The sequence below is a fragment of the Pseudomonas sp. A genome (genome assembly GCF_056270345.1).
Window position 1 is genome coordinate 116,700 of record NZ_CM149873.1, and the last position, 26,370, is coordinate 143,069.

At 62.9% G+C, this 26,370-nt stretch carries 23 protein-coding genes and 2 tRNA genes; 8 read left to right on the forward strand and 17 right to left on the reverse strand.

What is annotated here, in order from left to right; all coding sequences use genetic code 11:
* Positions 1–137 precede the first annotated feature (137 nt).
* On the reverse strand, positions 138–1,058 hold the full coding sequence (yedA, locus tag AC0MAZ_RS00490; RefSeq protein ID WP_232856630.1) for a drug/metabolite exporter YedA: 921 nt from the start codon (positions 1,056–1,058) through the stop codon (positions 138–140).
* A 153-nt stretch (positions 1,059–1,211) separates the two neighbouring features.
* Here yedA and AC0MAZ_RS00495 point away from each other — a divergent pair, with 153 nt between their 5' ends.
* A complete protein-coding gene (locus tag AC0MAZ_RS00495; RefSeq protein ID WP_110737865.1) occupies positions 1,212–1,670 on the forward strand; it encodes an Lrp/AsnC family transcriptional regulator in 459 nt (152 codons plus the stop codon).
* A 131-nt stretch (positions 1,671–1,801) separates the two neighbouring features.
* Here AC0MAZ_RS00495 and AC0MAZ_RS00500 read toward each other — a convergent pair whose 3' ends face one another.
* From AC0MAZ_RS00500 to AC0MAZ_RS00530, 7 genes are all read right to left on the reverse strand, one after another.
* Positions 1,802–2,281, reverse strand: coding sequence for an NYN domain-containing protein (locus AC0MAZ_RS00500; RefSeq protein ID WP_186734492.1), 480 nt, complete (start codon positions 2,279–2,281; stop codon positions 1,802–1,804).
* Positions 2,282–2,331: 50 nt separating this feature from the next.
* Positions 2,332–3,099 (reverse strand): SDR family oxidoreductase, encoded by a 768-nt coding sequence (locus AC0MAZ_RS00505; RefSeq protein ID WP_203650211.1) that lies wholly within the window; start codon positions 3,097–3,099, stop codon positions 2,332–2,334.
* Between the two features lie 714 nt (positions 3,100–3,813).
* Entirely contained in the window at positions 3,814–4,530 is a 717-nt protein-coding gene (locus AC0MAZ_RS00510) for an ABC transporter ATP-binding protein (protein ID WP_028688239.1), read from the reverse strand.
* The gene (locus tag AC0MAZ_RS00515; RefSeq protein WP_050707124.1) at positions 4,527–5,402 is read right to left on the reverse strand and encodes an ATP-binding cassette domain-containing protein; all 876 of its coding nucleotides are present in this window, start codon (positions 5,400–5,402) and stop codon (positions 4,527–4,529) included. The genes AC0MAZ_RS00510 and AC0MAZ_RS00515 overlap by 4 nt, the downstream gene beginning before the upstream one ends.
* The gene (gene livM, locus AC0MAZ_RS00520; protein WP_203650209.1) at positions 5,399–6,700 is read right to left on the reverse strand and encodes a high-affinity branched-chain amino acid ABC transporter permease LivM; all 1,302 of its coding nucleotides are present in this window, start codon (positions 6,698–6,700) and stop codon (positions 5,399–5,401) included. The genes AC0MAZ_RS00515 and livM overlap by 4 nt, the downstream gene beginning before the upstream one ends.
* Before the next feature lie 2 nt (positions 6,701–6,702).
* Entirely contained in the window at positions 6,703–7,617 is a 915-nt protein-coding gene (locus tag AC0MAZ_RS00525) for an ABC transporter permease subunit (RefSeq protein WP_102683954.1), read from the reverse strand.
* A gap of 156 nt (positions 7,618–7,773) precedes the next feature.
* Positions 7,774–8,910 carry a branched-chain amino acid ABC transporter substrate-binding protein gene (locus AC0MAZ_RS00530; protein WP_203650207.1) on the reverse strand — a complete coding sequence of 379 codons (1,137 nt, stop codon included), beginning with the start codon at positions 8,908–8,910 and terminating at the stop codon, positions 7,774–7,776.
* 575 nt (positions 8,911–9,485) lie between these two features.
* On the opposite strand from AC0MAZ_RS00530, the gene pncB reads away from it, so the two are divergent.
* Complete coding sequence (gene pncB / locus AC0MAZ_RS00535; protein ID WP_203650205.1) at positions 9,486–10,691, forward strand: nicotinate phosphoribosyltransferase; 1,206 nt, start codon at positions 9,486–9,488, stop codon at positions 10,689–10,691.
* Positions 10,692–10,694: 3 nt separating this feature from the next.
* Positions 10,695–11,522, forward strand: a complete 828-nt coding sequence (gene nadE, locus AC0MAZ_RS00540) for an ammonia-dependent NAD(+) synthetase (protein ID WP_475859793.1) — start codon at positions 10,695–10,697, stop codon at positions 11,520–11,522.
* A 111-nt stretch (positions 11,523–11,633) separates the two neighbouring features.
* On the opposite strand, the gene azu is transcribed toward nadE, so the two are convergent.
* A complete protein-coding gene (gene azu, locus AC0MAZ_RS00545) occupies positions 11,634–12,086 on the reverse strand; it encodes an azurin (RefSeq protein WP_046854010.1) in 453 nt (150 codons plus the stop codon).
* A gap of 349 nt (positions 12,087–12,435) precedes the next feature.
* Between azu and AC0MAZ_RS00550 the strand changes: the two genes are divergently transcribed.
* Complete coding sequence (locus AC0MAZ_RS00550) at positions 12,436–13,023, forward strand: LOG family protein (protein ID WP_475859794.1); 588 nt, start codon at positions 12,436–12,438, stop codon at positions 13,021–13,023.
* 120 nt (positions 13,024–13,143) lie between these two features.
* Here the strand turns inward: AC0MAZ_RS00550 and AC0MAZ_RS00555 are convergent, their stop codons facing one another.
* The 8 genes from AC0MAZ_RS00555 to rnr form a co-directional block, all read right to left on the reverse strand.
* Positions 13,144–15,441: a YgiQ family radical SAM protein gene (locus AC0MAZ_RS00555; protein ID WP_203650185.1), complete on the reverse strand. Its 2,298-nt coding sequence runs from the start codon at positions 15,439–15,441 to the stop codon at positions 13,144–13,146.
* Positions 15,442–15,693: 252 nt separating this feature from the next.
* Positions 15,694–17,091 carry a replicative DNA helicase gene (dnaB, locus tag AC0MAZ_RS00560; protein ID WP_110735182.1) on the reverse strand — a complete coding sequence of 466 codons (1,398 nt, stop codon included), beginning with the start codon at positions 17,089–17,091 and terminating at the stop codon, positions 15,694–15,696.
* A 113-nt stretch (positions 17,092–17,204) separates the two neighbouring features.
* Positions 17,205–17,651, reverse strand: coding sequence for a 50S ribosomal protein L9 (gene rplI, locus AC0MAZ_RS00565; protein ID WP_011535934.1), 447 nt, complete (start codon positions 17,649–17,651; stop codon positions 17,205–17,207).
* Positions 17,652–17,671: 20 nt separating this feature from the next.
* Positions 17,672–18,538: a YybS family protein gene (locus AC0MAZ_RS00570; protein WP_203650179.1), complete on the reverse strand. Its 867-nt coding sequence runs from the start codon at positions 18,536–18,538 to the stop codon at positions 17,672–17,674.
* 35 nt (positions 18,539–18,573) lie between these two features.
* Positions 18,574–18,804, reverse strand: coding sequence for a 30S ribosomal protein S18 (rpsR, locus tag AC0MAZ_RS00575; protein ID WP_003249563.1), 231 nt, complete (start codon positions 18,802–18,804; stop codon positions 18,574–18,576).
* Positions 18,805–18,832: 28 nt separating this feature from the next.
* Positions 18,833–19,258, reverse strand: a complete 426-nt coding sequence (gene rpsF, locus AC0MAZ_RS00580) for a 30S ribosomal protein S6 (protein ID WP_011535936.1) — start codon at positions 19,256–19,258, stop codon at positions 18,833–18,835.
* A gap of 305 nt (positions 19,259–19,563) precedes the next feature.
* Positions 19,564–20,310 carry a 23S rRNA (guanosine(2251)-2'-O)-methyltransferase RlmB gene (gene rlmB, locus AC0MAZ_RS00585; RefSeq protein ID WP_254465173.1) on the reverse strand — a complete coding sequence of 249 codons (747 nt, stop codon included), beginning with the start codon at positions 20,308–20,310 and terminating at the stop codon, positions 19,564–19,566.
* The gene (rnr, locus tag AC0MAZ_RS00590; protein ID WP_203650175.1) at positions 20,307–22,883 is read right to left on the reverse strand and encodes a ribonuclease R; all 2,577 of its coding nucleotides are present in this window, start codon (positions 22,881–22,883) and stop codon (positions 20,307–20,309) included. Before rnr ends, rlmB begins: the two co-directional genes overlap by 4 nt.
* 271 nt (positions 22,884–23,154) lie before the next feature.
* On the opposite strand from rnr, the gene AC0MAZ_RS00595 reads away from it, so the two are divergent.
* From AC0MAZ_RS00595 to AC0MAZ_RS00610, 4 genes are all read left to right on the forward strand, one after another.
* Positions 23,155–23,241 (forward strand) — tRNA-Leu (locus AC0MAZ_RS00595).
* Between the two features lie 88 nt (positions 23,242–23,329).
* Positions 23,330–23,416: transfer RNA gene (locus AC0MAZ_RS00600), tRNA-Leu, on the forward strand.
* A 282-nt stretch (positions 23,417–23,698) separates the two neighbouring features.
* A complete protein-coding gene (locus AC0MAZ_RS00605) occupies positions 23,699–24,712 on the forward strand; it encodes an extracellular solute-binding protein (RefSeq protein ID WP_203650167.1) in 1,014 nt (337 codons plus the stop codon).
* The gene (locus tag AC0MAZ_RS00610) at positions 24,712–26,277 is read left to right on the forward strand and encodes an ABC transporter permease (protein ID WP_475859799.1); all 1,566 of its coding nucleotides are present in this window, start codon (positions 24,712–24,714) and stop codon (positions 26,275–26,277) included. Before AC0MAZ_RS00605 ends, AC0MAZ_RS00610 begins: the two co-directional genes overlap by 1 nt.
* The last annotated feature ends 93 nt before the right edge of the window (positions 26,278–26,370 follow it).

Consider the following 26,370-nt stretch of genomic DNA (forward strand, 5'->3'; position numbering starts at 1 on the left):
TACCCGCGAAGCCGACACCGTGGTGGATGGCACGGGCTTCGCCCGTGTTCGCGGGCAAGCCCGCTCCCACACGGATCGCGCCAGATTCTAGAAATTGAGCAAGACAGTTGCTCCCACAGGGTCAGAAGTCCGCTACCTTATTTGCACACCCCTTCTTTGAGCGGCACTGGCGACTCCGGCGCCTTGCGCCACTGCGGCAGGCCGATCAGCACCACCGCGCCGATGATCACCGCCATGGCCACGCACTCCTCGGCGCCGATCTGCTCGCCGGCGAAGACGATCCCCAGCAACACCGCCACTGCCGGGTTGACGTAGGCATAGCTGGTGGCCGCCGCCGGGCGCACGTGCTTGAGCAGGTACATGTAGGAACTGAATGCCAGGATCGAGCCGAAGAACACCAGGTAGGCCAGCGCGCCCCAACCGGCGGCGGTGGGCATCTGGGTCAGGCGCTCGCCGCTGACGGCACTGCCGATCAGCAACGCCGCGCCGCCCACCAGCATTTCTGCGGCACTGGCCATCGCGCCCTGGGGCAGCGGCAGGCTCTTGCTCCACACCGAACCGAAGGCCCAGGCTGCCGCGGCGAACAAGATCAGCGCCGCGCCCATGGGGCTGGCCTGCAGGTTCGAGCCCATGTTGAGCATGCCGATGCCGACCAGCCCAAGGGCGATCCCCGCCCACTCCAGGCGCGAGTTGCGATGGCCGAAGAACAGACCGAACACCAAGGTGAACAGCGGCACCGTGGCCACCGCCAACGCCGCCACGCCCGAGGCGACCCCGGCATGCTCGGCCAGGGTCACCCCGCCGTTGCCGCAACTAAGCAACAGGAAACCGATCGCCCCGGCCGCGCGCCACTGGGGCCAGGTCGGCGCCGGCACACCACGCCAGCGCAGGAAGCCATAGAGCAGGCTGCCGGCAATCACGAAACGCACCCCGGCCATCAGCATCGGCGGCCAGGACTCCACGCCGATGCGGATAAACAGGTAGGTCGAGCCCCAGACCAGGTACAGGGCAAGAAAGGCGCCAACAAGCAACAACGGGAAGCGACGGGAGGAGGACATGGCAAGGGCTCGAAATCCGTTTACGGGTGGATTAGTTTAGAAAGGCCCAGGCGCAAACTTAAGTTACAAAACACGTTTAAAACACCAAAACACTTTGTAATAGATGGTTGTTCGGCCCCCTTGCCGTCGATTGCAAAGCCAACAGGAATCACCATGGACAAGTATGACCGCATGCTCCTCGCCGCCCTGCTGGAAAATGGCCGGGCCACCTACGCGCAGCTGGCGCGCCAGGTCAATCTGTCGGCCCCGGCGGTGGCCGAACGGGTGGCCAAGCTGGAAGCCAGCGGGGTAATCAGCGGCTACACGGCCAAGGTCGATCTGGAGAAGATCGGCCTGCCGATCCAGTGCGTGATGGAACTGCGCCTGGCCAGCCATGGCAACCAGCAGGCCTACGAGGCCCTGGAGAAAATCCCCGAACTCACCGAATGCCACCGGGTGACCGGCGACCCGTGCGTGATCATGCAGGCGGCCGTCACGTCGATGGGCGAGTTGGAGGCGCTGATCAACCGCGTATCGCAGCTGGGCTTCACCAAGACCTCGATCATCCTGTCGAGCGCAGTGGCGCGACGGGTGCCGCTGGGGCACCTGGAGGGCAACGGCAAAAAGAGCTGAAACAGCAGCGCGGAAGCGGCGGTTCGCCGTTGCGACTTGGCCCGCGATAGAGCCGGCATTGCGATCACGGGGCAAGCCCGCTCCCACGCACTGCTCCCACGCACCACTCCAGCCCGGAACCTGTGTACAGGTCAGTGGCGCAACAGTAACTTGCCTTCGATGGGCACATAACGGCTGGCCGCGCGGATCAGTGCCAGGGCTGTCAACCCGGGTACACCGTAGACCACCGTTTCGACGCCATGGCGTTGCATAGCACGCTCCAGCAACAGGTCGAAATCACCGTCGCCCGAGGCCAGCACCACCTGGTCGACCCGCGCCGCCGCCTCGATGACATCGAGGGTAATGCCCACGTCCCAATCGCCCTTGGCGGAACCATCGGCGCGCTGGATGAAGGGTTTGAGGCGCACCTCGAACCCGAGGTTGCGCAGGATCTGCTGGAATTGCTGCTGCTTGCTGTCGCCACGGTCGATGGCATAGGCCACCGCCTCGACGATCTGCCCTTCGCGGCTGACCTCGGCCCACAGCGCGGCGTAGTTGAAATGGCAGCCATGGCCTTGGCGAACCGTGTAGTAGAGGTTCTGCACATCGGCGAACAGGGCGATTTTCTTCAAGCGTGGACACCTCGTGTCTGCGGGGCTGCCTGGCAACCCCGCACCATGATTCAACCCTTGGCCGATCGGTCGATCGAGAAGCCAGCCCAGTCCTGGCTCACCGGCATCAGCTCCAGGCTGTTGATGTTGATATGCGCCGGCTGGTTGAGGATCCAGAAGATGGTCTCGGCGATATCCTGGGGCTGGATCGGATCGGCACCGGCGTAGGTCGCATCATACTTCGCCTGGTCCCCACCGAAACGCACCAGCGAGAATTCGCTCTCGCACAGCCCCGGCTCGATATTGCTCACCCGCACGCCGGTCCCTCGCAGGTCGCAGCGCAGGCTCAGCGAGAACTGGCCGACGAAGGCCTTGGTGCCGCCATACACGTTCGCGCCCGGGTACGGGTAGTTGCCCGCCACCGAACCGACGTTGAGGATCGACGCGCCGCGGCCATGGGCAATCAACCGAGGCAACAGCAAGCGAGTGGTGTACATCAGCCCCTTGATGTTGGTGTCGACCATGGTTTCCCAGTCGTCCAGGCTGCAGTTCTGCGCGGCGTCGACACCCAACGCCAGGCCGGCGTTGTTGACCAGGCCCTGGAGCTTGTCGAAGGTCGGCGGCAGGCTGGCGATGGCTGCCTCCATCGCCTTGCGGTCACGCACGTCGACCACCAGGCTATGCACCTCGGTCTTGGCCGACAGTTCCTGGCACAACGCATCCAGGCGCTCCTTGCGCCGACCAGTGAGCACCAGCTTCCAGCCGGCGTCGGCGAAACGGCGGGCGGTGGCCTCGCCAAAACCGGACGTCGCGCCAGTGATGAATACGGTGGATGTCATGCTCTTCTCCTCAGCGTGGGATTGTCGTCGACTGGCCTCGCAGCATGCCCGGCGCAAGGCCCGACCACAACCGTCATCGCCACTGGTCAAAAAACGTACTAACCCCGCTGAGGCCCGTGATAGAAGGGCTGCGCCGGGCTATGCGCATCTTATCCACAAGGCTTTCCCCACGGATTGGGGGCAACTCGTCGGGTCAAGGGAACCTCTGTAGGTTGTGGACATCGCTGCATGATGGCGCAACGCTTTCAACCATGCTGCCTGTGGCGGTCTGTCCAAGGTTTTTTCACAGAGTTATCCACAGAAAGCAACGCGCTCTGGGCAAACCGATCTGCTGCGCAAAACCCATGCAAAATCATGCACAAGCAGCACTTGATCAAAAAACGATCAAATACTTGGAGGCGCTGGTTTATCTGGGCTGGAGCGAGGTGCCACCATGTTTTCCACAGGCGGTTCCACACAATCCGTGGAAAGTTTTCCACTTGTGGAAACAAGGGTTTGCAGTGGGGATGTGGAGTGTTTCAAGAAAGATATGCGACAAGTTGTCCACATGCGGTGAAAGCATCGCCAAGCGCTGCGATCCCCTGTAGGAGCGGCCTTGTGCCGCGAAAGGGCCGCGAAGCGGCCCCGGCGATTTCACATGATGCTGAGATCTTGGGGCCGCTTCGCGGCCCTTTCGCGGCACAAGGCCGCTCCTACAAAGAGCGTGCTAAATCCTCAGTGCCCGCCCAGATAGGCGTTACGCACCTCCTCGTTGACCAGCAGTTCCTGACCCGTCCCGGTCATGCGAATCTGCCCGTTGACCATCACATAGGCTCGATCAGACAGCTTCAGCGCGTGGTTGGCGTTCTGCTCCACGAGGAAGATGGTCATGCCGGTCTGCGCCAGCTCGCGCAAGGTGGAGAAGATCTGCTTGACCACGATCGGCGCCAGCCCCAGCGAGGGCTCGTCGAGCAGCAACAGCTTGGGCCGGCTCATCAGCGCTCGGGCGATGGCGAGCATCTGCTGCTCGCCGCCGGACATGGTCATGGCGCGCTGGTTGCGCCGCTCCTTGAGCCGCGGGAACAGCTCGAACATGCGCTGCATGTCTTCACCCGCATGTTTGTCGCCAATCGGAATGGTGCCCATCATCAGGTTCTCCTCGACGGTCATGTCGGGGAACACCCGGCGCCCCTCCGGTGACTGGGCGATGCCGTTGGAGGCAATGTAGTGCGACGACTTGCGGGTGATGTCGGTGCCGCGATAGACGATCTGCCCGGAGGCCGCCCGCGGTTGGCCGAAGATCGACATCAGCAACGTCGACTTGCCCGCGCCGTTGGCGCCGATCAGGCTCACCGTCTCGCCTTCGTTGATGTGCATCGAGACTTTCTTCAGGGCCTGGATCGGCCCGTAGAACACATCCAGGTCCTTCAACTCGAGAATGGGCGCGCTCATATCAGCTCCTCTTCGTCAGCGCCCAGGTAGGCGGCGATCACCGTCGGGTTGTGGCGGATGTCCTGTGGCGTGCCCTCGGCGATCACGTTGCCGTGGTCGAGCACGACAATATGATCGGAGATGCTCATGACCATGCCCATGTCGTGCTCGATCAGCACCACGGTGATGTCGTGCTCGTCACGCAGCACGCGGATCATGCGGCTGAGGGCCTCGGTCTCCTGCGGGTTGAGGCCGGCGGCCGGCTCGTCCAGGCAGATGATCTTCGGCCGCGTGCACATGGCCCGGGCGATTTCCAGACGGCGCTGCTGGCCGTACGACAGCTCGCCAGCCAGGCGGTTGGCGCAATCGACCAGGTCGACCACCTCCAGCCAATAGAACGCATGGTCCAGCGCGTCGCTCTCGGCCTTGCGGTAACCCGGGGTGTTGAGCACGCCGGCCAGCAGGTTGCGGTTGACCCACATGTGCTGGGCCACCAGCAGGTTCTCCACCACCGACATTTCCTTGAACAGGCGAATGTTCTGGAAGGTGCGCGCAAGACCTGCGCGGTTGACCAGGTGGGTCCCGCCGAACATCTTGTAGTACAGGCGGTTGGCGAAGCGCGCCGGCGAGACGAAGTCCGCCGCCTGGAAGCGCTCGCCGAGCAGCTGGATGACGTTGGTGTGGCTGCCGCGCACGTTCAGCTCGATACGCCCGCCGCTGGCCTTGTAGAAGCCGGTGAGGCAGTTGAACACAGTGGTCTTGCCGGCGCCGTTGGGACCGATCAGGGCGAAGATCTGGTTACGCTTGACCTTCAGGCTGACATCGCTGAGCGCCTTGATCCCGCCGAACTGCATCATCAGGTTGTCGACCGACAGAATGATTTCGTCGCTCATGGCGCCACTCCTTTACGCGGGACCACGCCGGTGCGGCTGATGCGGATCAGCCCCCGCGGTCGCCAGATCATCATCAGCACCATCAGCACGCCGAACAGCAGCACCCGGTACTCGGAGAAGCTGCGCAGCAGCTCCGGGGCCACGGTCAGCACGAATGCCGCTATCACTACGCCCACGGTCGAGCCCATGCCGCCAAGCACGACGATGGCCAGGATCAGCGCCGACTCGAAGAAGGTGAACGACGACGGGTTGACGAAGCCCTGGTAGGTGGCGAAGAACACCCCGGCCAGGCCGGCGGTGGAAGCGCCCAGGGTGAACGCCGAGAGCTTGACCAGTACATGGTTCAGGCCCATGGAGCGGCAGGCGATCTCGTCCTCGCGCAGGGCCTCCCAGGCGCGCCCGACCGGCATGCGGGTCAACCGGTGCTTGATGTACAGCACCGCCAGTACCACCAGGAACAGCACGGCATAGATGAACACGAACTTAAGGTTAGGGTTGTAATCGAAGCCGAAGAACTCATGGATCGGCACTCCGCCGTCCTTCGCCCGACGGCCGAACTCCAGCCCCAGGAAGGTCGGCGACGGCGCCGGCATGCCGTTCGGGCCACCGGTGAACGACAGCCAGTTGTTCAGCACCAGGCGGATGATCTCGCCGAAGCCCAAAGTGACGATGGCCAGGTAGTCACCATGCATTCGCAACACCGGGAAACCGAGGATGCACCCGGCCAGCGCCGCAGCGATCGCCGCCAGCGGCAGCACGCTCCAGAAGCCCAGGCCCAGGTACTGGTAGCCGAGGGCCAGGCCGTAGGCGCCGATGGCGTAGAACGCCACGTAACCCAGGTCGAGCAGGCCCGCCAGGCCCACCACGATGTTCAGGCCCAGGCCCAGCAGCACGTAGATCAGGCCGAGGATGACCACGGTCAGCAGGTACTTGTTGGCGAACACCGGGAACACGATGGCGATGACGATCAGCGCCGGGATGATGTAGCGCAGCCGCGACTTGTAGTCCGGCGCCAGTACATGCACGCCCGAACCCCCGCTGTCGAAGCCCTGGAGCATGCGCTGGCCGGTCGGTGTCTGCAGGAACACACTGAGGATGAAACGCCCGATCATCACACCGCCGACCAGCCAGGCCACGCGGGCCGGCTCGGCGTTGAAGCTGTAGCCGTCGAGCACCACGCCGACGACCGGACCGAAGACGATGAGCGCCAGCAGGCCGGCGACGATCGTCTCCAGCAGGCTGCGTTTGAGGTCGAAACCCTTGGATTGGGCAACAGAGGCAGAATTGGCAGCGGACATGTTCACACCTTAGCCACGAGCGGGCGACCCAGCAGGCCTTGGGGACGGAAGATGAGGATCATCACCAGCAGCGAGAAGCTGAACACGTCCTTGTAGTCGGAGTTGATCAGGCCGGAGAACAACGATTCGGAGATCCCCAGGATGATGCCGCCGAGCATCGCCCCCGGCAGCGAGCCGATGCCGCCGAGCACCGCGGCGGTGAACGCCTTGATGCCGATGATGAAGCCGGCGTAGAAGTCGAAGGTGCCGTAGTTCATGGTGATCAGCACACCGGCCAGCGCGGCCATCACCGCACCGATGACGAACACGTAGGAGATCACCCGGTCGGTGTTGATACCCAGGATCGAGGCCATCTTGCGATCCTGCTGCGTGGCCCGGCACATGCGCCCGAGCTTGGTGTACTTGATGACATAGGTGAGCAGCGCCATGCCGACGAAGGCGGCCACCAGGATGAAGATCTTGGTGTAGGTCAGTTGCACGAAACCTGTACCCACCTCGACGCGCATGGCGCCTTCGAGCAGGGTCGGCACGCCTTGCTGGCGGGCGCCCTGGCTGATCTGCGCGTAGTTCTGCAGGATCAGCGAGATGCCGATGGCGCTGATCAGCGGGGCCAGGCGGGTGGAGTTGCGCAGGGGTTTGTAGGCGATGCGTTCGATGGTGAAGCCATAGACGCCGGTGACGACGATGGTGAACAACAGGGTGCCCAGCATCAGCAGCGGAAACGACTCGATACCGAAGTAGGCCAGCAATGCCAGGCTGATCGCCGCGAGGTACGCGGAGATCATGTACACCTCCCCGTGCGCGAAGTTGATCATGCCGATGATGCCATAGACCATTGTGTAGCCGATGGCGATCAGGCCGTAGACCGACCCGAGGGTCAGGCCGTTGACCAGTTGCTGCAGGAAAATACCATCCATAACGCAATCTCACCTGATTGAGATTGCACGAGCGCCGACCACGCAGGATCCGGATGCAACGGCCCTCGCAGCGCAGAACTGTGCAGATCTACTGACAATGACAGGTACCGCGGGGCTACGGCCCGGTGCGAAACGCACGCGGGCCGTTGGCCGTTTTTATTTTTGTTTTTCCAGCTGGTGGTACTTGCCGTTGGCATCCCACTGGTAGACCACGTAGTCGGAGACGGTCAGGTCGCCCTTGCTGTCCCACTTCTTCTCGCCCATGACGGTCTTGACCGGGTTGGCCTTCAGCCACTTGGCGGCGTCCTCGCCCTTGTTCGACTTGGCGCCGTTGAAGGCGGCGGCCAGGGCCTGGACCGAAGCGTAGGCGTACAGGGTGTAGCCCTCTGGCTCGGTGCCGTTCTTGCGGAACTCCTCGACCACGGTCTTGCTGTCGGGCAGCAGGCGCGGGTCGGCACCGAAGGTCATGTACACGCCGTTGGTGTACTGGGCGCCGCCGGCGGTGGTGACCAGTTCGTCGGTGACGATGCCGTCGTCGGACATGAACGCCACATCCTTCAGACCCTGCTCGCGCAGCTGGCGTACCAGCGGGCCGGCCTCCGGGTGCAGGCCGCCGAAATAGACGACGTCGGCACCGGCGGAGCGGATCTTGGTGACCACGGCGCTGAAGTCCTTCTCGCCACGGGTCAGGCCTTCATACAGCACCGGTTTGACGCCACGTTTTTCCAGTTGCGCCTTGGTCGCGTCGGCCAGGCCCTGGCCATAGGTGTCCTTGTCGTGCAGCACCACGACCTTCTTGCCCTTGAGCACATCGACGATGTAGTTGCCGGCGACGATGCCCTGCTGGTCGTCACGGCCGCACATGCGGAACATCGCGGACAGGCCGCGCTCGGTCACTTGCGGGTTGGTGGAGCCTGGGGTGATGGCGATCACGCCGGCCTCGTCGTAGACCTCGGAAGCGGGGATGGTGTTGGAGGAGCAGAAGTGACCGACCACGCCTGCCACCTTGTCCTGGTCGACCAGGCGGTTGGCCACGGCCACGGCCTGCTTCGGCTCGCAGGCGTCATCGCCCTTGACCAGGACGATCTTCTCGCCGTTCACGCCACCGGCCTTGTTGATCACATCGGCCGCTGCCTGCGCACCTTTCATGTACTGCTCGCCAAACGCTGCGTTGGCCCCGGTCATGGGACCTGCGACGCCGATCTTGATGTCGGCCTGAACATACGAAGAAACACCCAGTGCCGTGGCTACGGCCAGTGCCAGGAAACCTTTCTTGTAAAACGTCTGCGACATGAGGTGGTGCTCCTAGAATATTTTTTTTGGTTGGCACTACAACTTCTCAGCCCTGTGCTCCGAGCAAGGGCCGTGCCAGTGGTTTTGTCTTCCGGGAAAACACACGACAGGGGGTGAACAGTGGCGACCGGCGGCCTTTTCTTTATTGAGCGTGCAACCGTCTACTGCGGAGCAAGCGCTACCGACACGCCTAGACAAGGAGCAACCTTCGAGCGCCATCATTGCAACCCTTGCGAGTGTTAACGTGCAACCGACCTGTAACAGCGGACGTCACCGAACTGCACACCGCTGGTGCGTGACTGCTACAGGCGGCACCGTTAGAAGGCTAGTCGGTGCACGGAAAAACACCTGTTTTGCCTGAGCCGGCCTCTTCGCGGGTAAACCCGCTCCCACATGGGCCGCGCGACGCCTGAGCCTCACTTGTAGGAGCCAGCGTCCACAAAAGACAGTTGCTGTCACAGGATGGCACTCTACCTGTGGGAGCGGGTTTACCCGCGAAGAGGCCGGTACAGGCGCAATATCACCCCAAAGGCTGGCACAATAGCCGCCATTGCCCGCCTTGGAGCTTCCCCCTGATGAGCGAGAGCGCATTCGCCGAGCGCATCGTGCACAACCTGCTCGACACCGACTTCTACAAACTGACGATGATGCAGGCCGTCCTGCACAACTACCCGGACGCCGACGTCGAATGGGAATTCCGCTGCCGCAATGGCGAAGACCTGCGGCCCTACCTGGGCGAGATCCGCAACCAGCTCGAACTGCTCAGCGAGCTGACCCTGGACGATGACCAACTGGCCTTCCTCGAGCGCATCAGCTTCCTCAAGCCGGACTTCCTGCGCTTCCTGCGCCTGTTCCGCTTCAACCTGCGCTATGTGCGCATCGGTATCGAAAACGATCAGCTGTTCCTGCGCCTGCGCGGCCCCTGGCTGCATGTGATCCTCTTCGAGGTGCCGTTGCTGGCCATCATCAGCGAGGTGCGCAACCGCCACCTGCACCCGCGCATGCGCCTGGCCGAAGCCCGCGACCAGCTGCACCGCAAGTTCGACTGGCTGCGCGCCCACGCCAGCGACGACGAACTGGCCCACCTGCAGGTGGCCGACTTCGGCACCCGCCGACGTTTCTCCAGCCGTGTGCAGGAGGAAGTGGTGCGGGTGCTGCGAGATGAGTTCCCGGGCCGCTTCGTCGGCACCAGCAACGTCGACCTGGCATGGAAACTGGATATCAAGCCCCTGGGCACCATGGCCCACGAGTGGATCATGGCCCACCAGCAGCTCGGCCCGCGGCTGATCGACAGCCAGATCGCCGCGCTGGACTGCTGGGTCCGCGAATACCGTGGATTGCTCGGCATCGCCCTGACCGACTGCATCACCATGGATGCCTTCCTCCAGGACTTCGACCTGTACTTCGCCAAGCTGTTCGACGGCCTGCGCCACGACTCCGGCGAGCCGGTGGCCTGGGCCGAGAAGGCCATCGCCCACTACCAGAAACTGGGGATCGACCCGATGACCAAGACCCTGGTGTTCTCCGACGGCCTGAACCTGACCCGCTCGCTGGAGATCTTCCGCGCCCTGCGCGGGCGCATCAATGTCAGCTTCGGTATCGGCACCAACCTGACCTGCGACATCCCCGGTGTGGCGCCGATGAACATCGTGCTTAAAATGACCGACTGCAACGGCTCGCCGGTGGCGAAGATCTCCGACGAAGCCGCCAAGACCCAGTGCCGCGACGAGAACTTCGTCACTTACCTGCGTCACGTATTCAAAGTCCCCAGCAAGGAGTAACCCATGCAAGCCGTTCAGCAAGAGATTGCCCGGGCGCTCAAGGTGCAGCCGCCGTTCGCAGACGCCGCCGCCCTCGAGCGGGAAGTCGCCCGGCGCGTGGCCTTCATCAAGGACTGCCTGGCCAATGCCCGGCTCAAGACCCTGGTACTGGGCATCAGCGGCGGCGTCGACTCGCTGACCGCCGCCCTGCTCGCCCAACGCGCCATCAACGAGCTGCGCAGCGAGACCGGCGACCAGGCCTACACCTTCATCGCCGTGCGCCTGCCGTACCATGTGCAGCACGACGAGCACGACGCCCAGGCTTGCCTGGACGTGATCAAGGCCAACGAGGTGCACACCATCGACATCGCCCCGGCGGTGAAAGCCCTGGCGGCGGAAGTTCAGGAGCTGAAGAACGGCTCGCCGACCCTGGTGGACTTCGTTGTCGGCAACGTCAAGGCGCGTACCCGCATGGTCGCCCAGTACACCGTCGCCGGTGCCCGCGCGGGTTTGGTGATCGGCACCGACCACGCCGCCGAGGCGGTGATGGGGTTCTTTACCAAGTTCGGTGACGGGGCGTGCGACCTGGCACCGTTGAGCGGGCTGGTGAAGAACCAGGTGCGGGCCATCGCGCGCAGCTTCGGCGCGCCAGAGTCGCTGGTGGAGAAAGTGCCGACCGCGGACCTGGAAGACCTCGAACCGGGCAAGCCGGACGAGGCGTCACACGGCGTGACCTACCAGCAGATCGATGCGTTCCTGCATGGGCAGCCGGTCGACCAGGCAGCGTTCGACATCATCGTCGCTACCTACCGCAAGACCCAGCACAAGCGCGAGCTGCCGTTCGCGCCTTGATCAGACGCTAAAAGGACCTGTGGGAGCGGGTTCACCCGCGAATGCGGCGGTAGCTTCACCATTGCATTCGCGGGTAAACCCGCTCCCACAGGGTACGGCGTCAGGCTTTAATTACTTGACGACGACCTTGCCTTTCATCATCGCGATGTGGCCCGGGAAGGTGCAGAAGAAGCTGTAGTCGCCACCGGCTTCCAGCTTGGTGGCATCGAACTTCACTTCGGTTTCTTTCTCAGGCGCGCCGATCATCTTGGTGTGGGCGATGATCGCGGCGTTGTCGGCCTTGATGTAGTCCTTGTCCAGGCCCTGGGACATGCCTTCGGTGGCGATGCCTTGCATGTCGGCGGTCTTGCTGATGACCAGGTTATGGCCCATGACGTTCTTCGGCAGGCTGCCGGAGTGGGTCAGTTTTACGGTGAACTCCTTGCAGCTCTTGTCGACGGTGATTTCCTTGGTGTTGAAGGACATCTGGTCAGTCGAGTCGACAGTCACCGAGCACTTGTCAGCAGCGAAGACAGAAGCGCTGGCGAGGGTCAGCAGGGATACCGCTACAGCTTTCGCAAACATCATGAATCTCCTTGGCAGGGTTTTATCAATTGCGAGACTGCCTGAAAACAGGACGCCCGTACCTGATGTGGGTCAAGGGGTGTCAAGTGGCCAGGCAGTAGATTTGTTCAATGGATTGTATACAACCAATCAAAGTGCACATCATGCCCTCTTGATAGACGATGGGACAACCTCTCATTTAGGAGTTGAATGAAATGTCCCTTTCCAGCTTCATGAACAGCCTGCTCGCCGCCTACGCCCACGGAGCCAGTGGCGCCATCTGCGAATTCGCCCGCCCCGAGTGATCTCCCCCCTTGGAAGCGACAGGCATGCGCCTTACCCTGTGCGCGCATGTAAAGGGAGATAAGCAATGCCTGTACGTTCCGTTTGTGTCTTCTGTGGCGCCAGCATCGGTGCCAACCCCGCCTATCGCGAAGCTGCCATCGCCCTTGGCCAGGCCATCGCCCGCCGAGGCCTGACCCTGGTCTACGGCGGTGGCGCGGTCGGCCTGATGGGCACCGTCGCCGATGCCGCCCTGGCCGCCGGTGGCGAAGTCATCGGCATCATTCCCCAGAGCCTGATGAACGCCGAGATCGGCCACAAGGGCCTGACCCGCCTGGAAGTGGTGGACGGCATGCACACGCGCAAGGCGCGCATGGCCGAGCTCAGCGATGCCTTCATCGCCCTGCCGGGTGGACTGGGCACGCTGGAGGAGCTGTTCGAGGTGTGGACCTGGGGACAGCTGGGCTATCACGCCAAGCCGTTGGGGCTGCTGGATGTGAACGGGTTCTATGAAAAGCTGGGCGGGTTCCTCGACCATATCGTCGAAGAGGGCTTCGTGCGGCCGCAGCACCGGGCGATGCTGTTGCTGGAGCATCAGCCGGATGAGCTGTTGGAGGGGATGGAGCGGTTCGAGTCGCCGGTATTGCCGAAGTGGGTCGATCGCAAACCAGATTGATTGCTGGCAGATATACACCTTGCCTGTGGGAGCGGGTTTACCCGCGAATGCGGCGGTGGCTTCACCATTGCATTCGCGGGTAAACCCGCTCCCACAGAGGACTTTACCAAGTCATCAGGATCAGCGCGGAATGACCGGCTGACGCGGCTTCTTGCCCTTGCCGCCCTTGGCTGCCTCTTTGCGCTCCTTGGCCGCCTGCTGGTTGCGGGCGAATGCCTCGGCCTTGGCCTTCTCGCGCTTGTCCCACGGCTTGCTGCCGTCGCTGGCGCGCGGTGGCAGGCCGGTGTGCTGGGTGAGGATCTTCTGGTCCTTGCCCACCTTGTGGCTGCCGGCCGGCGTCGAGTTCTTGCGCCGGGCGCTCTGGTAGGTATCAGTGGCTGGCTGGTGCAGCGGGATCAGCTGGTGCTTGCCCGGCCCGATCAGGTCGGCGCGGCCCATGCGCTGCAGCGCTTCACGCAGCATCGGCCAGCCCTTCGGATCGTGGTAGCGCAGGAACGCCTTGTGCAACCGGCGCTGCTCCTCGCTCTTGACGATCTCCACCCCTTCGCTCTTGTAGGTGACCTTGCGCAGCGGGTTCTTGCCCGAGTGGTACATGGCCGTGGCCGAGGCCATCGGCGAGGGGTAGAACGCCTGCACCTGGTCGGCGCGGAAACCGTTGCCCTTGAGCCACAAGGCCAGGTTCATCATGTCTTCGTCGGTGGTGCCCGGGTGCGCGGCGATGAAGTACGGGATCAGGTACTGCTCCTTGCCCGCCTCTTTCGAGAACTTCTCGAACATGCGCTTGAAGCGGTCGTAGGTGCCGATGCCCGGCTTCATCATCTTGTCCAGCGGGCCACGCTCGGTGTGCTCCGGGGCAATCTTCAGGTAGCCGCCGACGTGGTGGGTGACCAGCTCGCGCACGTATTCCGGCGACTCGACCGCCAGGTCGTAGCGCAGGCCCGAGGCGATCAGGATCTTCTTCACCCCCGGCAAGGCACGGGCCTTGCGGTACAGCTCGATCAGCGAGCTGTGGTCGGTGTTGAGGTTCTCGCAGATGCCCGGGAACACGCACGACGGCTTGCGGCAGTGCTTCTCGATGTCGTGGCTCTTGCAGGCGATGCGGTACATGTTGGCGGTCGGGCCGCCGAGGTCGGAGACCACGCCGGTGAAGCCCGGCACCTTGTCGCGCATCTCCTCGATCTCGTGCAGGATCGACTCGTGGGAGCGGTTCTGAATGATCCGGCCTTCGTGCTCGGTGATCGAGCAGAAGGTGCAGCCACCGAAGCAGCCACGCATGATGTTCACCGAGAAGCGGATCATCTCGTAGGCCGGGATGCGCTCCTTGCCATAGGCCGGGTGCGGGATACGCGCATACGGCATGCCGAACACGTAGTCCATTTCCTCGGTGGTCATGGGGATGGGTGGCGGGTTGAACCACACATCCACGTCGCCATGCTTCTGCACCAGGGCGCGGGCGTTGCCCGGGTTGGTCTCCAGGTGCAGCACGCGGTTGGCGTGGGCATAGAGCACCGGGTCGTTGCGTACCTTCTCGAACGACGGCAGGCGGATCACCGACTTCTCGCGGGTGACGCTCGGGCTGTCGAGGATCTGCACGACCTTGGCTTCGTTCGGGTCTTCCTGCTCGCCCTTGGCCTGCTCGATGGCGCAGGCCTGGGTGTCCTGGGTGTTCACGTACGGGTTGATGATCTTGTCGACCCGGCCCGGACGGTCGATGCGGGTGGAGTCGATCTCGAACCAGCCCTGCGGCGTGTCGCGGCGAATGAACGCGGTGCCGCGCACATCGGTGATGTGCTCGATGCTTTCACCCTGGGACAGGCGCTGGGCGACCTCGACGATCGCCCGCTCGGCGTTGCCGTACAGCAGGATGTCGGCGCTGGCGTCGACCAGGATCGAGTGGCGGACCTTGTCCTGCCAGTAATCGTAGTGGGCGATGCGGCGCAGCGAGGCCTCGATGCCGCCGAGCACAATCGGCACGTGCTTGTAGGCTTCCTTGCAGCGCTGGCTGTACACCAGGCTGGCGCGGTCCGGACGCTTGCCGGCCATGCCGCCGGGAGTGTAGGCGTCATCGGAACGGATCTTCTTGTCCGCGGTGTAGCGGTTGATCATCGAGTCCATGTTGCCCGCAGCCACACCGAAGAACAGGTTCGGCTCGCCGAGCTTCATGAAGTCGTCCTTCGACTGCCAGTTCGGCTGGGCGATGATGCCCACGCGGAAACCCTGGGCTTCCAACAGGCGGCCGATGATGGCCATGCCGAACGACGCATGGTCGACGTAGGCGTCACCGGTCACGATGATGATGTCGCAGGAATCCCAGCCGAGCTGATCCATCTCCTCCCTGCTCATCGGCAGGAAAGGCGCTGGCCCGAAGCATTCGGCCCAGTACTTGGGATAGTCGTAGAGTGGTTTGGCTGCTTGCATGTCAGTGACCGGTTCTAATGTGCAGGAAAATCGCGGGCGCGGAATATAGCACAAATTTTGACCAAATCCGACGGTAGTGGTCGGATTCATGGGGCAGACGAATAACGTGGTGGGCACGGTCTTTGTAGGAGCGGCCTTGCGCCGCGAAAGGGCCGCATGGCGGCCCCAGCAATTCAGCAGTAGTGCAAAATGCTGGGGCCTTGCGGCCCTTTCGCGGCACAAGGCCGCTCCTACAGGGTTCCTGGGCAGCCTTTATTCGTCGTCGTCGAAATTGTACATGCCCGGCGCGAGGTTCTCGAAGCGGGTGTACTTGCCGATGAACGCCAGGCGCACGAAGCCGATGGGGCCGTTACGCTGCTTGCCGATGATGATCTCGGCCACGCCCTTGTGCTCGGTCTCGGGGTGATACACCTCGTCGCGGTAGACGAACATGATCACGTCGGCGTCCTGCTCGATCGCACCCGATTCACGAAGGTCGGAGTTGACCGGGCGCTTGTTGGGGCGCTGCTCCAGGGAGCGGTTGAGCTGCGACAGGGCGATCACCGGGCAGTTGAATTCCTTGGCCAGCGCCTTGAGCGAGCGGGAGATCTCGGAAATCTCGTTGGTGCGGTTGTCGCCGGCCGAACCCGGGATCTGCATCAGCTGCAGGTAGTCGACCATGATCATGCCGATCTCGCCATGCTCACGCGCCAGGCGGCGGGTCCGTGCGCGCATCTCCGACGGGCTGATGCCGGCGGTATCGTCGATGAACAGTTTGCGGTCATTGAGCAGGTTGACCGCCGATGTGAGGCGCGGCCAGTCATCGTCGTCCAACTGTCCGGAACGCACCTTGGTCTGGTCGATACGGCCCAGGGACGAAAGCATACGCATGATCAGCGACTCACCGGGCATCTCGAGAGAGAACACCAGCACCACCTTCTCGCTGCGCAACACGGCGTTTTCCACCAGGTTCATGGCGAAGGTGGTCTTGCCCATCGAGGGACGGCCGGCGACGATGATCAGGTCGGCCGCCTGCAGGCCACTGGTTTTCTCGTCCAGGTCGGTGTAACCGGTGGACACGCCGGTGATGTCGCTGTCGGAGTTGAACAGCGTGTCGATGCGGTCGATGGCCATGGTCAACAGCTCGTTGACCCCCACCGGGCCACCGGTCTTCGGTCGCGCCTCGGCGATCTGGAAGATCTGCCGCTCGGCGTCGTCGAGGATCTCTTCGGCGTTGCGCCCCTGGGGGTTGAAGGCGTTGTCGGCGATGTCGGTGCTGATGCTGATCAGCTGACGCAACGTGGCCCGCTCGCGGATGATCGCGGCGTAGGCCTTGATGTTGGCCACCGACGGGGTGTTCTTGGCCAGCTCGGCCAGATAGGCCAGGCCACCGACCTGGGTGGACACGCCTTCCTTGTCCAACTGCTCGTGCAGGGTCACCACGTCGAACGGCTGGTTAGCATCCACCAGCTTGTGGATGGCACGGAAGATCAGGCGGTGGTCATGCCGGTAGAAATCGCCGTCCGAAACTTGATCGAGCACCCGCTCCCAGGCGTTGTTGTCCAGCATCAGGCCACCGAGCACGGCCTGTTCGGCCTCGATGGAATGCGGCGGCACCTTCAGCGCAGCGGTTTGCAGGTCGAGTTGTTCGGGGGTGGTGATCTCGTTCATGGCCACGAAAGAATTCTGGAAGATGAAAAAGACAAAGGGCACGGCCTGCACAAAACAGGACCGTGCCCGATGTTAACCGCCTGACCCACGAGGAGCCAGTCGATTAAGGCAGCTTAGGCAGCTACGACAACCACGCGTACGGTGGCTTCAACGTCGCTGTGCAGGTGCACGGCTACGTCGTATTCGCCAACCTGACGGATGGTGCCGTTCGGCAGACGAACTTCAGCCTTGGCCACTTCAACGCCGGAGGCGGTCAGGGCGTCAGCGATGTCGTGGGTGCCGATCGAACCGAACAGCTTGCCTTCGTCGCCAGCGGTGGCAGTGATGGTCACTTCCAGCTCGGCCAGTTGGGCAGCGCGGCTTTCAGCCGAAGCTTTCTTGTCTGCTGCGGCTTTTTCCAGCTCGGCGCGGCGTTCTTCGAACGCGGCCAGGTTGGCGGCGTTGGCAACGGTGGCCTTGCCGAATGGCAGCAGGAAGTTACGGCCGTAACCAGCCTTAACGTTTACTTTGTCGCCCAGGTTGCCCAGGTTGGCGACTTTTTCCAGCAGGATCAGTTCCATTTGGTAAAACCTCTTAACTTTTAACCTTCACCGTTCGCGGAGTCGTCACCCTGTGAAGGGGACTTGCGACCGCGAAAATCAATCAGGCTGTCGACAATGGCCAAAACCACGAGCAACGGATACATCAGCTGCATGAGCAGCGGCAGCGTCACGTACATCCCCACCAGCCAGAAACCGGCCAGTCGCCGCTGTGCCACCAGCCCATGAACCAGGGCGATGCCAGCAAGCAGCAGCACCAGGCTGGAGGCGGAGGCCAGGACGATGAACGACGACCCGAGGAACGGGCCCAGCACCATCAATGACACCAGCACCAGCATTGGTACCAGCGGCAGCCTCAGCTCGCGAAACTCGCGGGCGAAACCACCAGGGTTGTACAACGCCGCCTGCCAATAGCGCGCCAGCATCAAAGCCAGCAGGCTGAACAGCTGCAGCATTACCGCACTGGAAGCGACCAGCAAAGGGCCGATCAGCTCACCAGGTAGTACCGGCTGGCCCTCGATCTGCGGCAGGGCTTTTTCAAGCGCCTTGGCCAGCACCTCGAAGGTCTCGCGCATCACCGCGTCCAGGATCAGGCTGTACAGCAAGCCTAATGCGACACTGGACAGCAACACCCGGGTCCAGGAATGCCCGGCCCGCAACAAGGCGGCCAGACCCAGCGTTCCCAACAGCACCAGCAAGGTGCTTGGTTCGCCGAAGAACGCGATGATCAACGCTGGCAAAAGGCCCCAGGCGATGACCGATGACGCGTCCTTGAACCCGCGCCGCAGGAGCACCAGGCTCCCGGCGGCGGCACTCAACCAGAACAGCAGCGGCAGTACCGCGCTGATGACCACCACGAGGGTGGCCTGCACACGACCGCGCATGATGAAACCAGCTAACGCTCGCATGCTTATCCCTTGCTACTTAAGTCGACGACCCGGTCTCAGCGGCCGTGGCTGTCGGTGTAGGGCAGCAGGGCCAGGAAGCGGGCGCGCTTGATAGCGGTAGCCAGCTGACGCTGATAACGAGCTTTGGTACCGGTGATGCGGCTTGGAACGATCTTGCCGGTTTCGGATACGTAAGCTTTCAGGGTGTTGAGATCTTTGAAGTCGATCTCTTTCACGTCTTCAGCAGTGAAGCGGCAGAATTTACGACGACGGAAGAAACGTGCCATGTGATTGGCTCCTCAAAAGGTCCGTGGATTACTCGTCAGCGTTATCGCTGTTGTCGCTGTCATTGCTGTCGTCGCCTTCGGCGCCATCAGCATGCTCAGGACGTTCGCGACGCTCACGGCGCTCGCTGCGGTTCTCTTCTGCCTTGAGCATCTCGGACGGGCCGGTAACGGCTTCGTCACGACGGATGACCAGGTTACGGATCACGGCATCGTTGTAGCGGAAGTTGTCTTCCAGCTCGGCCAGGGCCTTGCCGGTGCACTCAACGTTCAGCATCACGTAGTGAGCCTTGTGAACATTGTTGATTGCATAGGCCAGTTGACGACGGCCCCAGTCTTCCAGACGGTGGATCTTGCCGCCGTCTTCTTCGATCAGCTTGGTGTAACGCTCAACCATGCCGCCGACTTGCTCGCTCTGGTCCGGGTGAACCAGGAAGATGATTTCGTAATGACGCATGAATGCTCCTTACGGGTTAGTAGTCTGCCAGCGTATCTGGTCAGACAAGGAGTGAATGACACTGTAAGTCTTGCCCCGGCGTGTAGGCGCATGCGCACCGGCCAGCTGGCAAGGGGCGCAATTGTAGAGAAGGCCGGGGGCACAAGCAAGGTGATTGGCGAATATTTGAACAGCCGGCAACATATTCACAAACCGCCGGCCTCTCGCGGGTAAACCCGCTCCCACAGGTACTGCACCGCCATCAAGGCCGACAGCAATCCTGTGGGAGCGGGTTTACCCGCGAAGAGGCCAGTGCAGGTTATCGCTCAGCGTTTGGCCTGGCGCTGACGCACGGCCTCGAACAGGCACACCCCGGTCGCCACCGAGACGTTGAGGCTGCTGACGCTGCCCGCCATCGGCAGCTTGACCAGGAAATCGCAGTGCTCGCGGGTCAGGCGGCGCATGCCCTTGCCTTCGGCGCCCATGATCATCACCAGTGGGCCGGTCAGGTCCTGCTGGTAGATCTCCTGCTCGGCCTCGCCGGCAGTGCCGACCACCCACAGGCCACGCTGCTGGAGTTTTTCCAGGGTGCGGGACAGGTTGGTCACGGCCACCAGCGGAATCACTTCCGCGGCGCCGCAGGCCACCTTGCGCACCACGGCGGTCAGGCTCGCGGACTTGTCCTTGGGGATCACCACGGCGGTGGCGCCGGCAGCATCGGCGGTGCGCAGGCAGGCACCGAGATTGTGCGGATCGGTGACACCATCGAGCACCAGGATCAGCGGCGGCGTTTCGGTGCGCTCGAGCAACTCCTCGAGCATCAACTCGCCCCACACCTGGCTCGGACTCACCTCGGCGACCACGCCCTGGTGCACGCCCTCGACCCAGGTGTCGAGCTCACGGCGCTCGGCCTGGCCGACCTGGACGCGGTTTTCCGCGGCCAGGGCCAGCAAGGCCTGGATGCGCGGTTCGCTGCGCCCTTCGGACAGCCAGATCTGCTTGACGCGCTTGGGGTGGTGCTGCAGCAGTGCCTGCACCGCATGTACACCGTAGATCTTTTCCAGCTGACTCATGACTTGTTCTTGCCTTTACGTGGCGCGCCGGACTTGGGTGGCCCCTTGCGATGCTTGGTCGGCTTGCCGGAAGACTTGCCACCCTTCTCCGACTTGCTGCCGGCATGGCCGCTGGCGCGCGCCTCGCCCATCAGCGCCTTCTTCATCTCGCGACTCTTGCGCACCTCGGCGTTGCGCTGCACGGCGTCCTTCGGGAAGTAGGCGTCGGCGCTTTCGCTCTTGCGGCTACGCGGCTTGGGCGAAATCTTCGCTTCGGCGGCGGGAGCCTTTTCGGTTTCAGGCTGCGCTGCGGCACTGCGCGGCTTGCGGCCAACCGGTGCGGTAACGGTCTTCTCGGACATCTCGAAGTCGATCTTGCGCTGTTCGAGGTCGACGCGCATGACCTTGACTTCCACCGTATCGCCCAGGCGGAAGCTGCGACCGCTGCGCTCGCCCGACAGGCGGTGGTGCACCGGGTCGAAGTGGTAGTAGTCGCCCGGCAGGGCGCTGACATGCACCAGGCCTTCGACATAGATGTCGGTCAACTCGATGAACAGGCCGAAACCGGTCACCGCGGTGATCACGCCCGGGAAGGTCTCGCCCACGCGATCACGCATGTACTCGCACTTGAGCCAGTTGACCACATCGCGGGTGGCCTCGTCGGCGCGGCGCTCGGTCATCGAGCACTGCTCGCCCATCTGCTCGAGGCTGTTCTCGTCGTACGGATAGATGCGCGCCTTGGGGATGCTCATGGCGCCGGCCCGCTTGACGTGCGGGGTATCGACCTTGGAGCGGATCACGCTGCGGATGGCACGGTGCACCAGCAGGTCCGGGTAGCGGCGGATCGGCGAGGTGAAGTGGGTGTAGGCCTCGTAGTTCAGGCCGAAGTGGCCGTTGTTCTCGACGCTGTACACCGCCTGGCTCAGCGAGCGCAGCATGACGGTCTGGATCAGGTGGAAGTCCGGGCGCCCGGCGATGCTCGCCAATAGTGCCTGGTAGTCCTTCGGCGACGGGTCCTTGCCCTTGTGCAGGCTCAGGCCCAGTTCACCGAGGAAGGCGCGCAGTTTTTCCAGGCGCTCTGGTGGCGGACCGTCGTGCACGCGGTACAGCGAAGGCACGTTGTGCTTCTGCAGGAATTCGGCGGTGGCGACGTTGGCCGCCAGCATGCACTCCTCGATCAGCTTGTGGGCGTCGTTGCGCACGGTCGGACGAATTTCGTCGATCTTGCGGTCTTCGCCGAAGATGATGCGGGTTTCCTGGGTTTCGAAATCGATCGCGCCACGGGTGTGACGGGCGTCGACCAGCACCTTGTACAGGTTGTACAGGTTCTTCAGGTCCGGCAGGACTTCCTTGTATTCCTCACGCAGCGCCTTGCCTTCACGGGTACGGGCATGCTCGAGCATGCTGCTGACCTTGTTGTAGGTCAGGCGGGCGTGGGAGTGGATCACCCCTTCGTAGAACTGGTAGTCGACCATCTGGCCGGCCTTGTTCATGGTCATTTCGCAGACCATGGCCAGGCGATCGACGTGCGGGTTCAGCGAGCACAGGCCGTTGGACAGTTCCTCGGGCAGCATGGGGATCACGCGCTCGGGGAAGTACACCGAGTTGCCACGCTGCTGGGCTTCGACGTCCAGGGCCGAGCCCAGGCGCACGTAGCTGGACACGTCGGCGATCGCCACATACAGGCGCCAGCCGCCGGAGAACAGGCGCAGCTTGCCCAGGGGTTCGCAATAGACGGCGTCGTCGAAGTCGCGGGCATCCTCGCCGTCGATGGTGACGAACGGCAGATGGCGCAGGTCGATGCGCTTCTCCTTGTCCTTCTCCTCGACTTCGGAGCGGAACTTGCGCGCTTCCTTGATCACGTCCTGCGGCCAGACATGCGGAATGTCATAGCTGCGCAGGGCGATGTCGATCTCCATGCCCGGCGCCATGTAGTTGCCGATCACTTCGATCACGTCGCCCTGGGGCTGGAAGCGCGGGGTTGGCCAGTGGGTGATCTTGATCGACACGAACTGGCCGATCTTGGCGCCGCCGTTACGCCCGGCGGTGACCAGCACTTCCTGCTGGATCTTCGGGTTGTCCGGGGTCACGTAGCCGATGCCGCCCTCTTCGAAGTAGCGGCCGACCACGCTTTCATGGGCGCGGGAGATGACTTCGACCAGCACGCCTTCGCGGCGGCCACGGCGGTCGACACCGGACACCCGGGCCAGGCCGCGGTCGCCGTCGAACACCAGGCGCATCTGTGCCGGGCTGAGGAACAGGTCCTCGCTGCCGTCGTCGGGGATCAGGAAACCGAAGCCGTCACGGTGGCCGGAAACACGGCCGCAGATCAGGTCGAGCTTGTCTACCGGGGCATAAGTGCCGCGCCGGGTATAGATAAGCTGGCCATCGCGCTCCATGGCACGCAGGCGGCGACGCAGGGCTTCGATCTGGTCTTCTTCGTAAAGACCGAACTCTTCAGCCAGCTGTTCACGGGCAGCCGGTTCGCCACGGTCGGCCAGGCGCTGCAGGATCAGCTCACGGCTGGGGATGGGGTTGTCGTATTTTTCCGCTTCGCGAGCGGCCTCGGGATCGAGGGATTGCCAATCGGCCATCAGAAGGGGTTCACCTTGGGGTATATAGATATGAATTCTGGCATAGGCGTATTGAAACCGGAAATGTCAGCCTTGGACAGCCCCGGCAGTGCGTCCGTCGTGCAGCAATAGGCCTGCGGAATCAACAAGTTGAATTTTTTGAATTTTTTTTCGTTCGAGGGGTTTACAGGCATCAGGAGCGTCCGTATAGTGCGCACCACAACGACGGACAACCCCGAAGTTGTAGTAGAGATGAACGACGCTGTAAAGCATCTTGTAATCTCGAATGTGTGCCCAGGTGGCGGAATTGGTAGACGCGCTGGTTTCAGGTATCAGTGACTTAACGGTCGTGGAAGTTCGAGTCTTCTCCTGGGCACCAAAATTTTTCAAGTAACAGATGACCAAGGATCTGTTACTACTGTGTGAAAGCGAACGATAGTCGCCTTCATCAGATGATGCAAAGCTTTGCCCAGGTGGCGGAATTGGTAGACGCGCTGGTTTCAGGTATCAGTGACTTAACGGTCGTGGAAGTTCGAGTCTTCTCCTGGGCACCATACAAAAACCCACTAGCTTGCTAGTGGGTTTTTTCTTGCCTGCGATTTTTGCAGCCACCCGACGCGCCCCCTGTAAGAGCGGCCTTGTGCCGCGAAAGGGTCGCACAGCGACCCCGGCGATCTTGACGTGAACGCTGAAACCTAGGGCCGCTGCGCGACCCTTTCGCGGCACAAGGCCGCTCCTACACAGATCCCATGAATTTCCCGTCATGCGCCCATTTGAGAAACAATTTCGTTTACCATTGTTTCCAAATATGTAGCCGTAAGCGAGGAAATACCCGCATGACGATCCGCCCGCAACCGCTGATGCGCACCCTGGCCGCCGCAGTTCTGAGCCTGGTGATCGGCGCTCCGGCCGCCCTGGCAGACGAACCGGTCACGCTGACGATGTACAACGGCCAGCACAAGGAAATCGGTGACGCCATCGCCAAGGCCTACGAGGCCAAGACCGGCATCCACATCAATATCCGCAAGGGCAGCAGCAACCAGCTGGCCAGCCAGATCATCGAGGAAGGCGCACGCTCGCCGGCCGACATCATCTACACCGAGGAATCCCCGCCCCTGAACAACCTGGGCGAACTGGGCCTGCTGGCGAAGATCGACGACGTCACCGCGAACATGATGCCCAAGGAATATGTGGGCGCCAACGGCACCTGGATGGGCATCACCGCGCGCACCCGTATCGTGGTGTTCAACCCGAAGAAGATCGACGAGAAAGACCTGCCGACCACGGTCATGGACTTCGCCAATCCCGAATGGGAAGGGCGTGTCGGCTACGTCCCCACCAGCGGCGCCTTCCAGGAACAGGCCGTGGCCATCCTGAAGATGCATGGCCGCGAAGCCACCGAAGAATGGCTGACCGGCCTGAAAGCCTTCGGCAAGACCTACACCAACAACATGGTGGCCCTCAAGGCCGTGGAAAAAGGCGAAGTGGCCGCGGTACTGGTGAACAACTACTACTGGTATGCCCTCGAGCGCGAGCGCGGCAAGCTGGACTCCAAGCTTTACTACCTGGCCGATGGCGATGCTGGCAACCTGGTGACCATTTCCGGCGCCGCAGTGGTCAAGGCCAGCAAGCACCCCAAGGAAGCCCAGGCCCTGCTCAACTGGATGGCCAGTGAAGAAGGCCAGCGGGTGATCACCCAGACCACCGCCGAATACCCGCTGCACAAAGGCATGGTCTCGGACCGTGGCCTGAAGCCGTTCGATGAGCTGCGCCCGCCGAAGATCTCGCCGGCCGACCTTGGCAATGCCGAGGAAGCGATCGAGCTTGAACGTGAGGTTGGCCTGCTCTGATGACCGCCGCCCTGCCCTCGCCCGCCTTGTCGCGCTTCGTACCGAAGCGCAAGCGACCCTCCGTCTGGGTGGTGTTGCCCGTGTTGTTCCTGGTGACGATGAGCCTGTTGCCATTGCTTTATGTCGGGCTCAAGGCCTGGGAAGCCGGCTGGCACGAAGCCCTGCGCCTGCTCTGGCGCCCGTTTGTCTGGGGTCTGCTGCGCAACACCCTGATGCTGATGGTCGGCGTCACCGTGCTGTGTCTGCTGGTTGGCGTGGCCCTGGCCTGGCTGCTGGAGCGCAGCGACCTGCCGGGGCGGCGCCTGTGGGGCGTGGTGCTGTGCCTGCCGTTCGCCGTGCCGTCGTTTGTCAGCAGCTTCACCTGGGTGTCGCTGAGTTCGGACTTCGAGGGCTTGGGTGGGGCCATTCTGGTGATGGCGCTGTCGAAATACCCGTTGGTGTTCCTGCCGGTGGCCGCCACCCTGCGCAACCTCGACAGCTCGCTGGAGGAATCGGCGCGCACGCTGGGCTGCGGCCGCTGGGGCGTTTTCCACAAGATCACCCTGCCGCTGCTGTGGCCATCGATGCTGGGCGGCGCGCTGCTGATCGCCCTGCACATGCTGGTGGAGTTCGGCGCCCTGTCGATCCTCGGCCTGCAGACCTTCACCACGGCGATCTACCAGCAGTTCGAGCTGGAATTCAGCAACGCCAACGCGGCCATGCTCTCGGCGGTGCTGTTGGTGCTGTGCCTAGCGATGCTGTGGCTGGAACTGCGGGTACGCGGCAAGGCCCGCCATGTGCGCATTGGCCAGGGTGTCGCTCGTCGCGCGCAGCCGCTGCGCCTGCGCGGCTGGATGCCACTGGGGCAATTGTTCTGCCTGGCCCTGGCAGTGTTGGGCAGCGGCATTCCGCTGGCGATGCTCGGCTACTGGCTCAGCGTCGGTTCGTCGGCGGCCTTCCCGGTCGCGGCCATCGGCAAGGCCCTGGCCACCTCGCTGTCGGTATCCCTGGGCGGCGCCGGTTTCTGCGTGCTGCTGGCGCTGCCGATCAGCTTCCTGGTGGTGCGCTACAAGGGGCGCCTGGCGATCTGGGCCGAGCGCCTGCCGTACCTGCTGCACGCCCTGCCCGGGCTGGTGATCGCCCTGACCCTGGTGTTCTTCGCCCTGCACTATGTGCCGGCGCTGTACCAGACCACCGCGCTGCTGATCCTGGCCTATGCCTTGCTGTTCCTGCCCTTGGCGCAGTCGCCGGTGCGCACCGCGCTGAACAAGGCCTCGCCGACGCTGGAAGAAGCCGCGCGCACCCTGGGTGCTAGCAGTTTCGCGGCGTTCTGCCGGGTCACCCTGCCGATCATCTTCCCGGCGATGGCGGCGGCGTTCGCCCTGGTATTCCTGGATGCGATGAAGGAGTTGACCGCGACCCTGCTGCTCAGCCCGACCGGCATGACCACACTGGCCACCGAGGTATGGGCGCACACTGCCAACGTCGAGTTTGCGGCGGCGGCACCTTATGCGGCATTGCTGATCGTCGTGTCGGGATTGCCGGTGTATCTGCTGACCACGCGGATGTATCTGAACAAAGCCTGAGACGTCATCGCGAGACAGGCCCGCACGTATTCGTGTACCGGACACGTGGCGGGCTTGCCCTGCGATAACGCGCAAAACGAAACTTCCTACCCG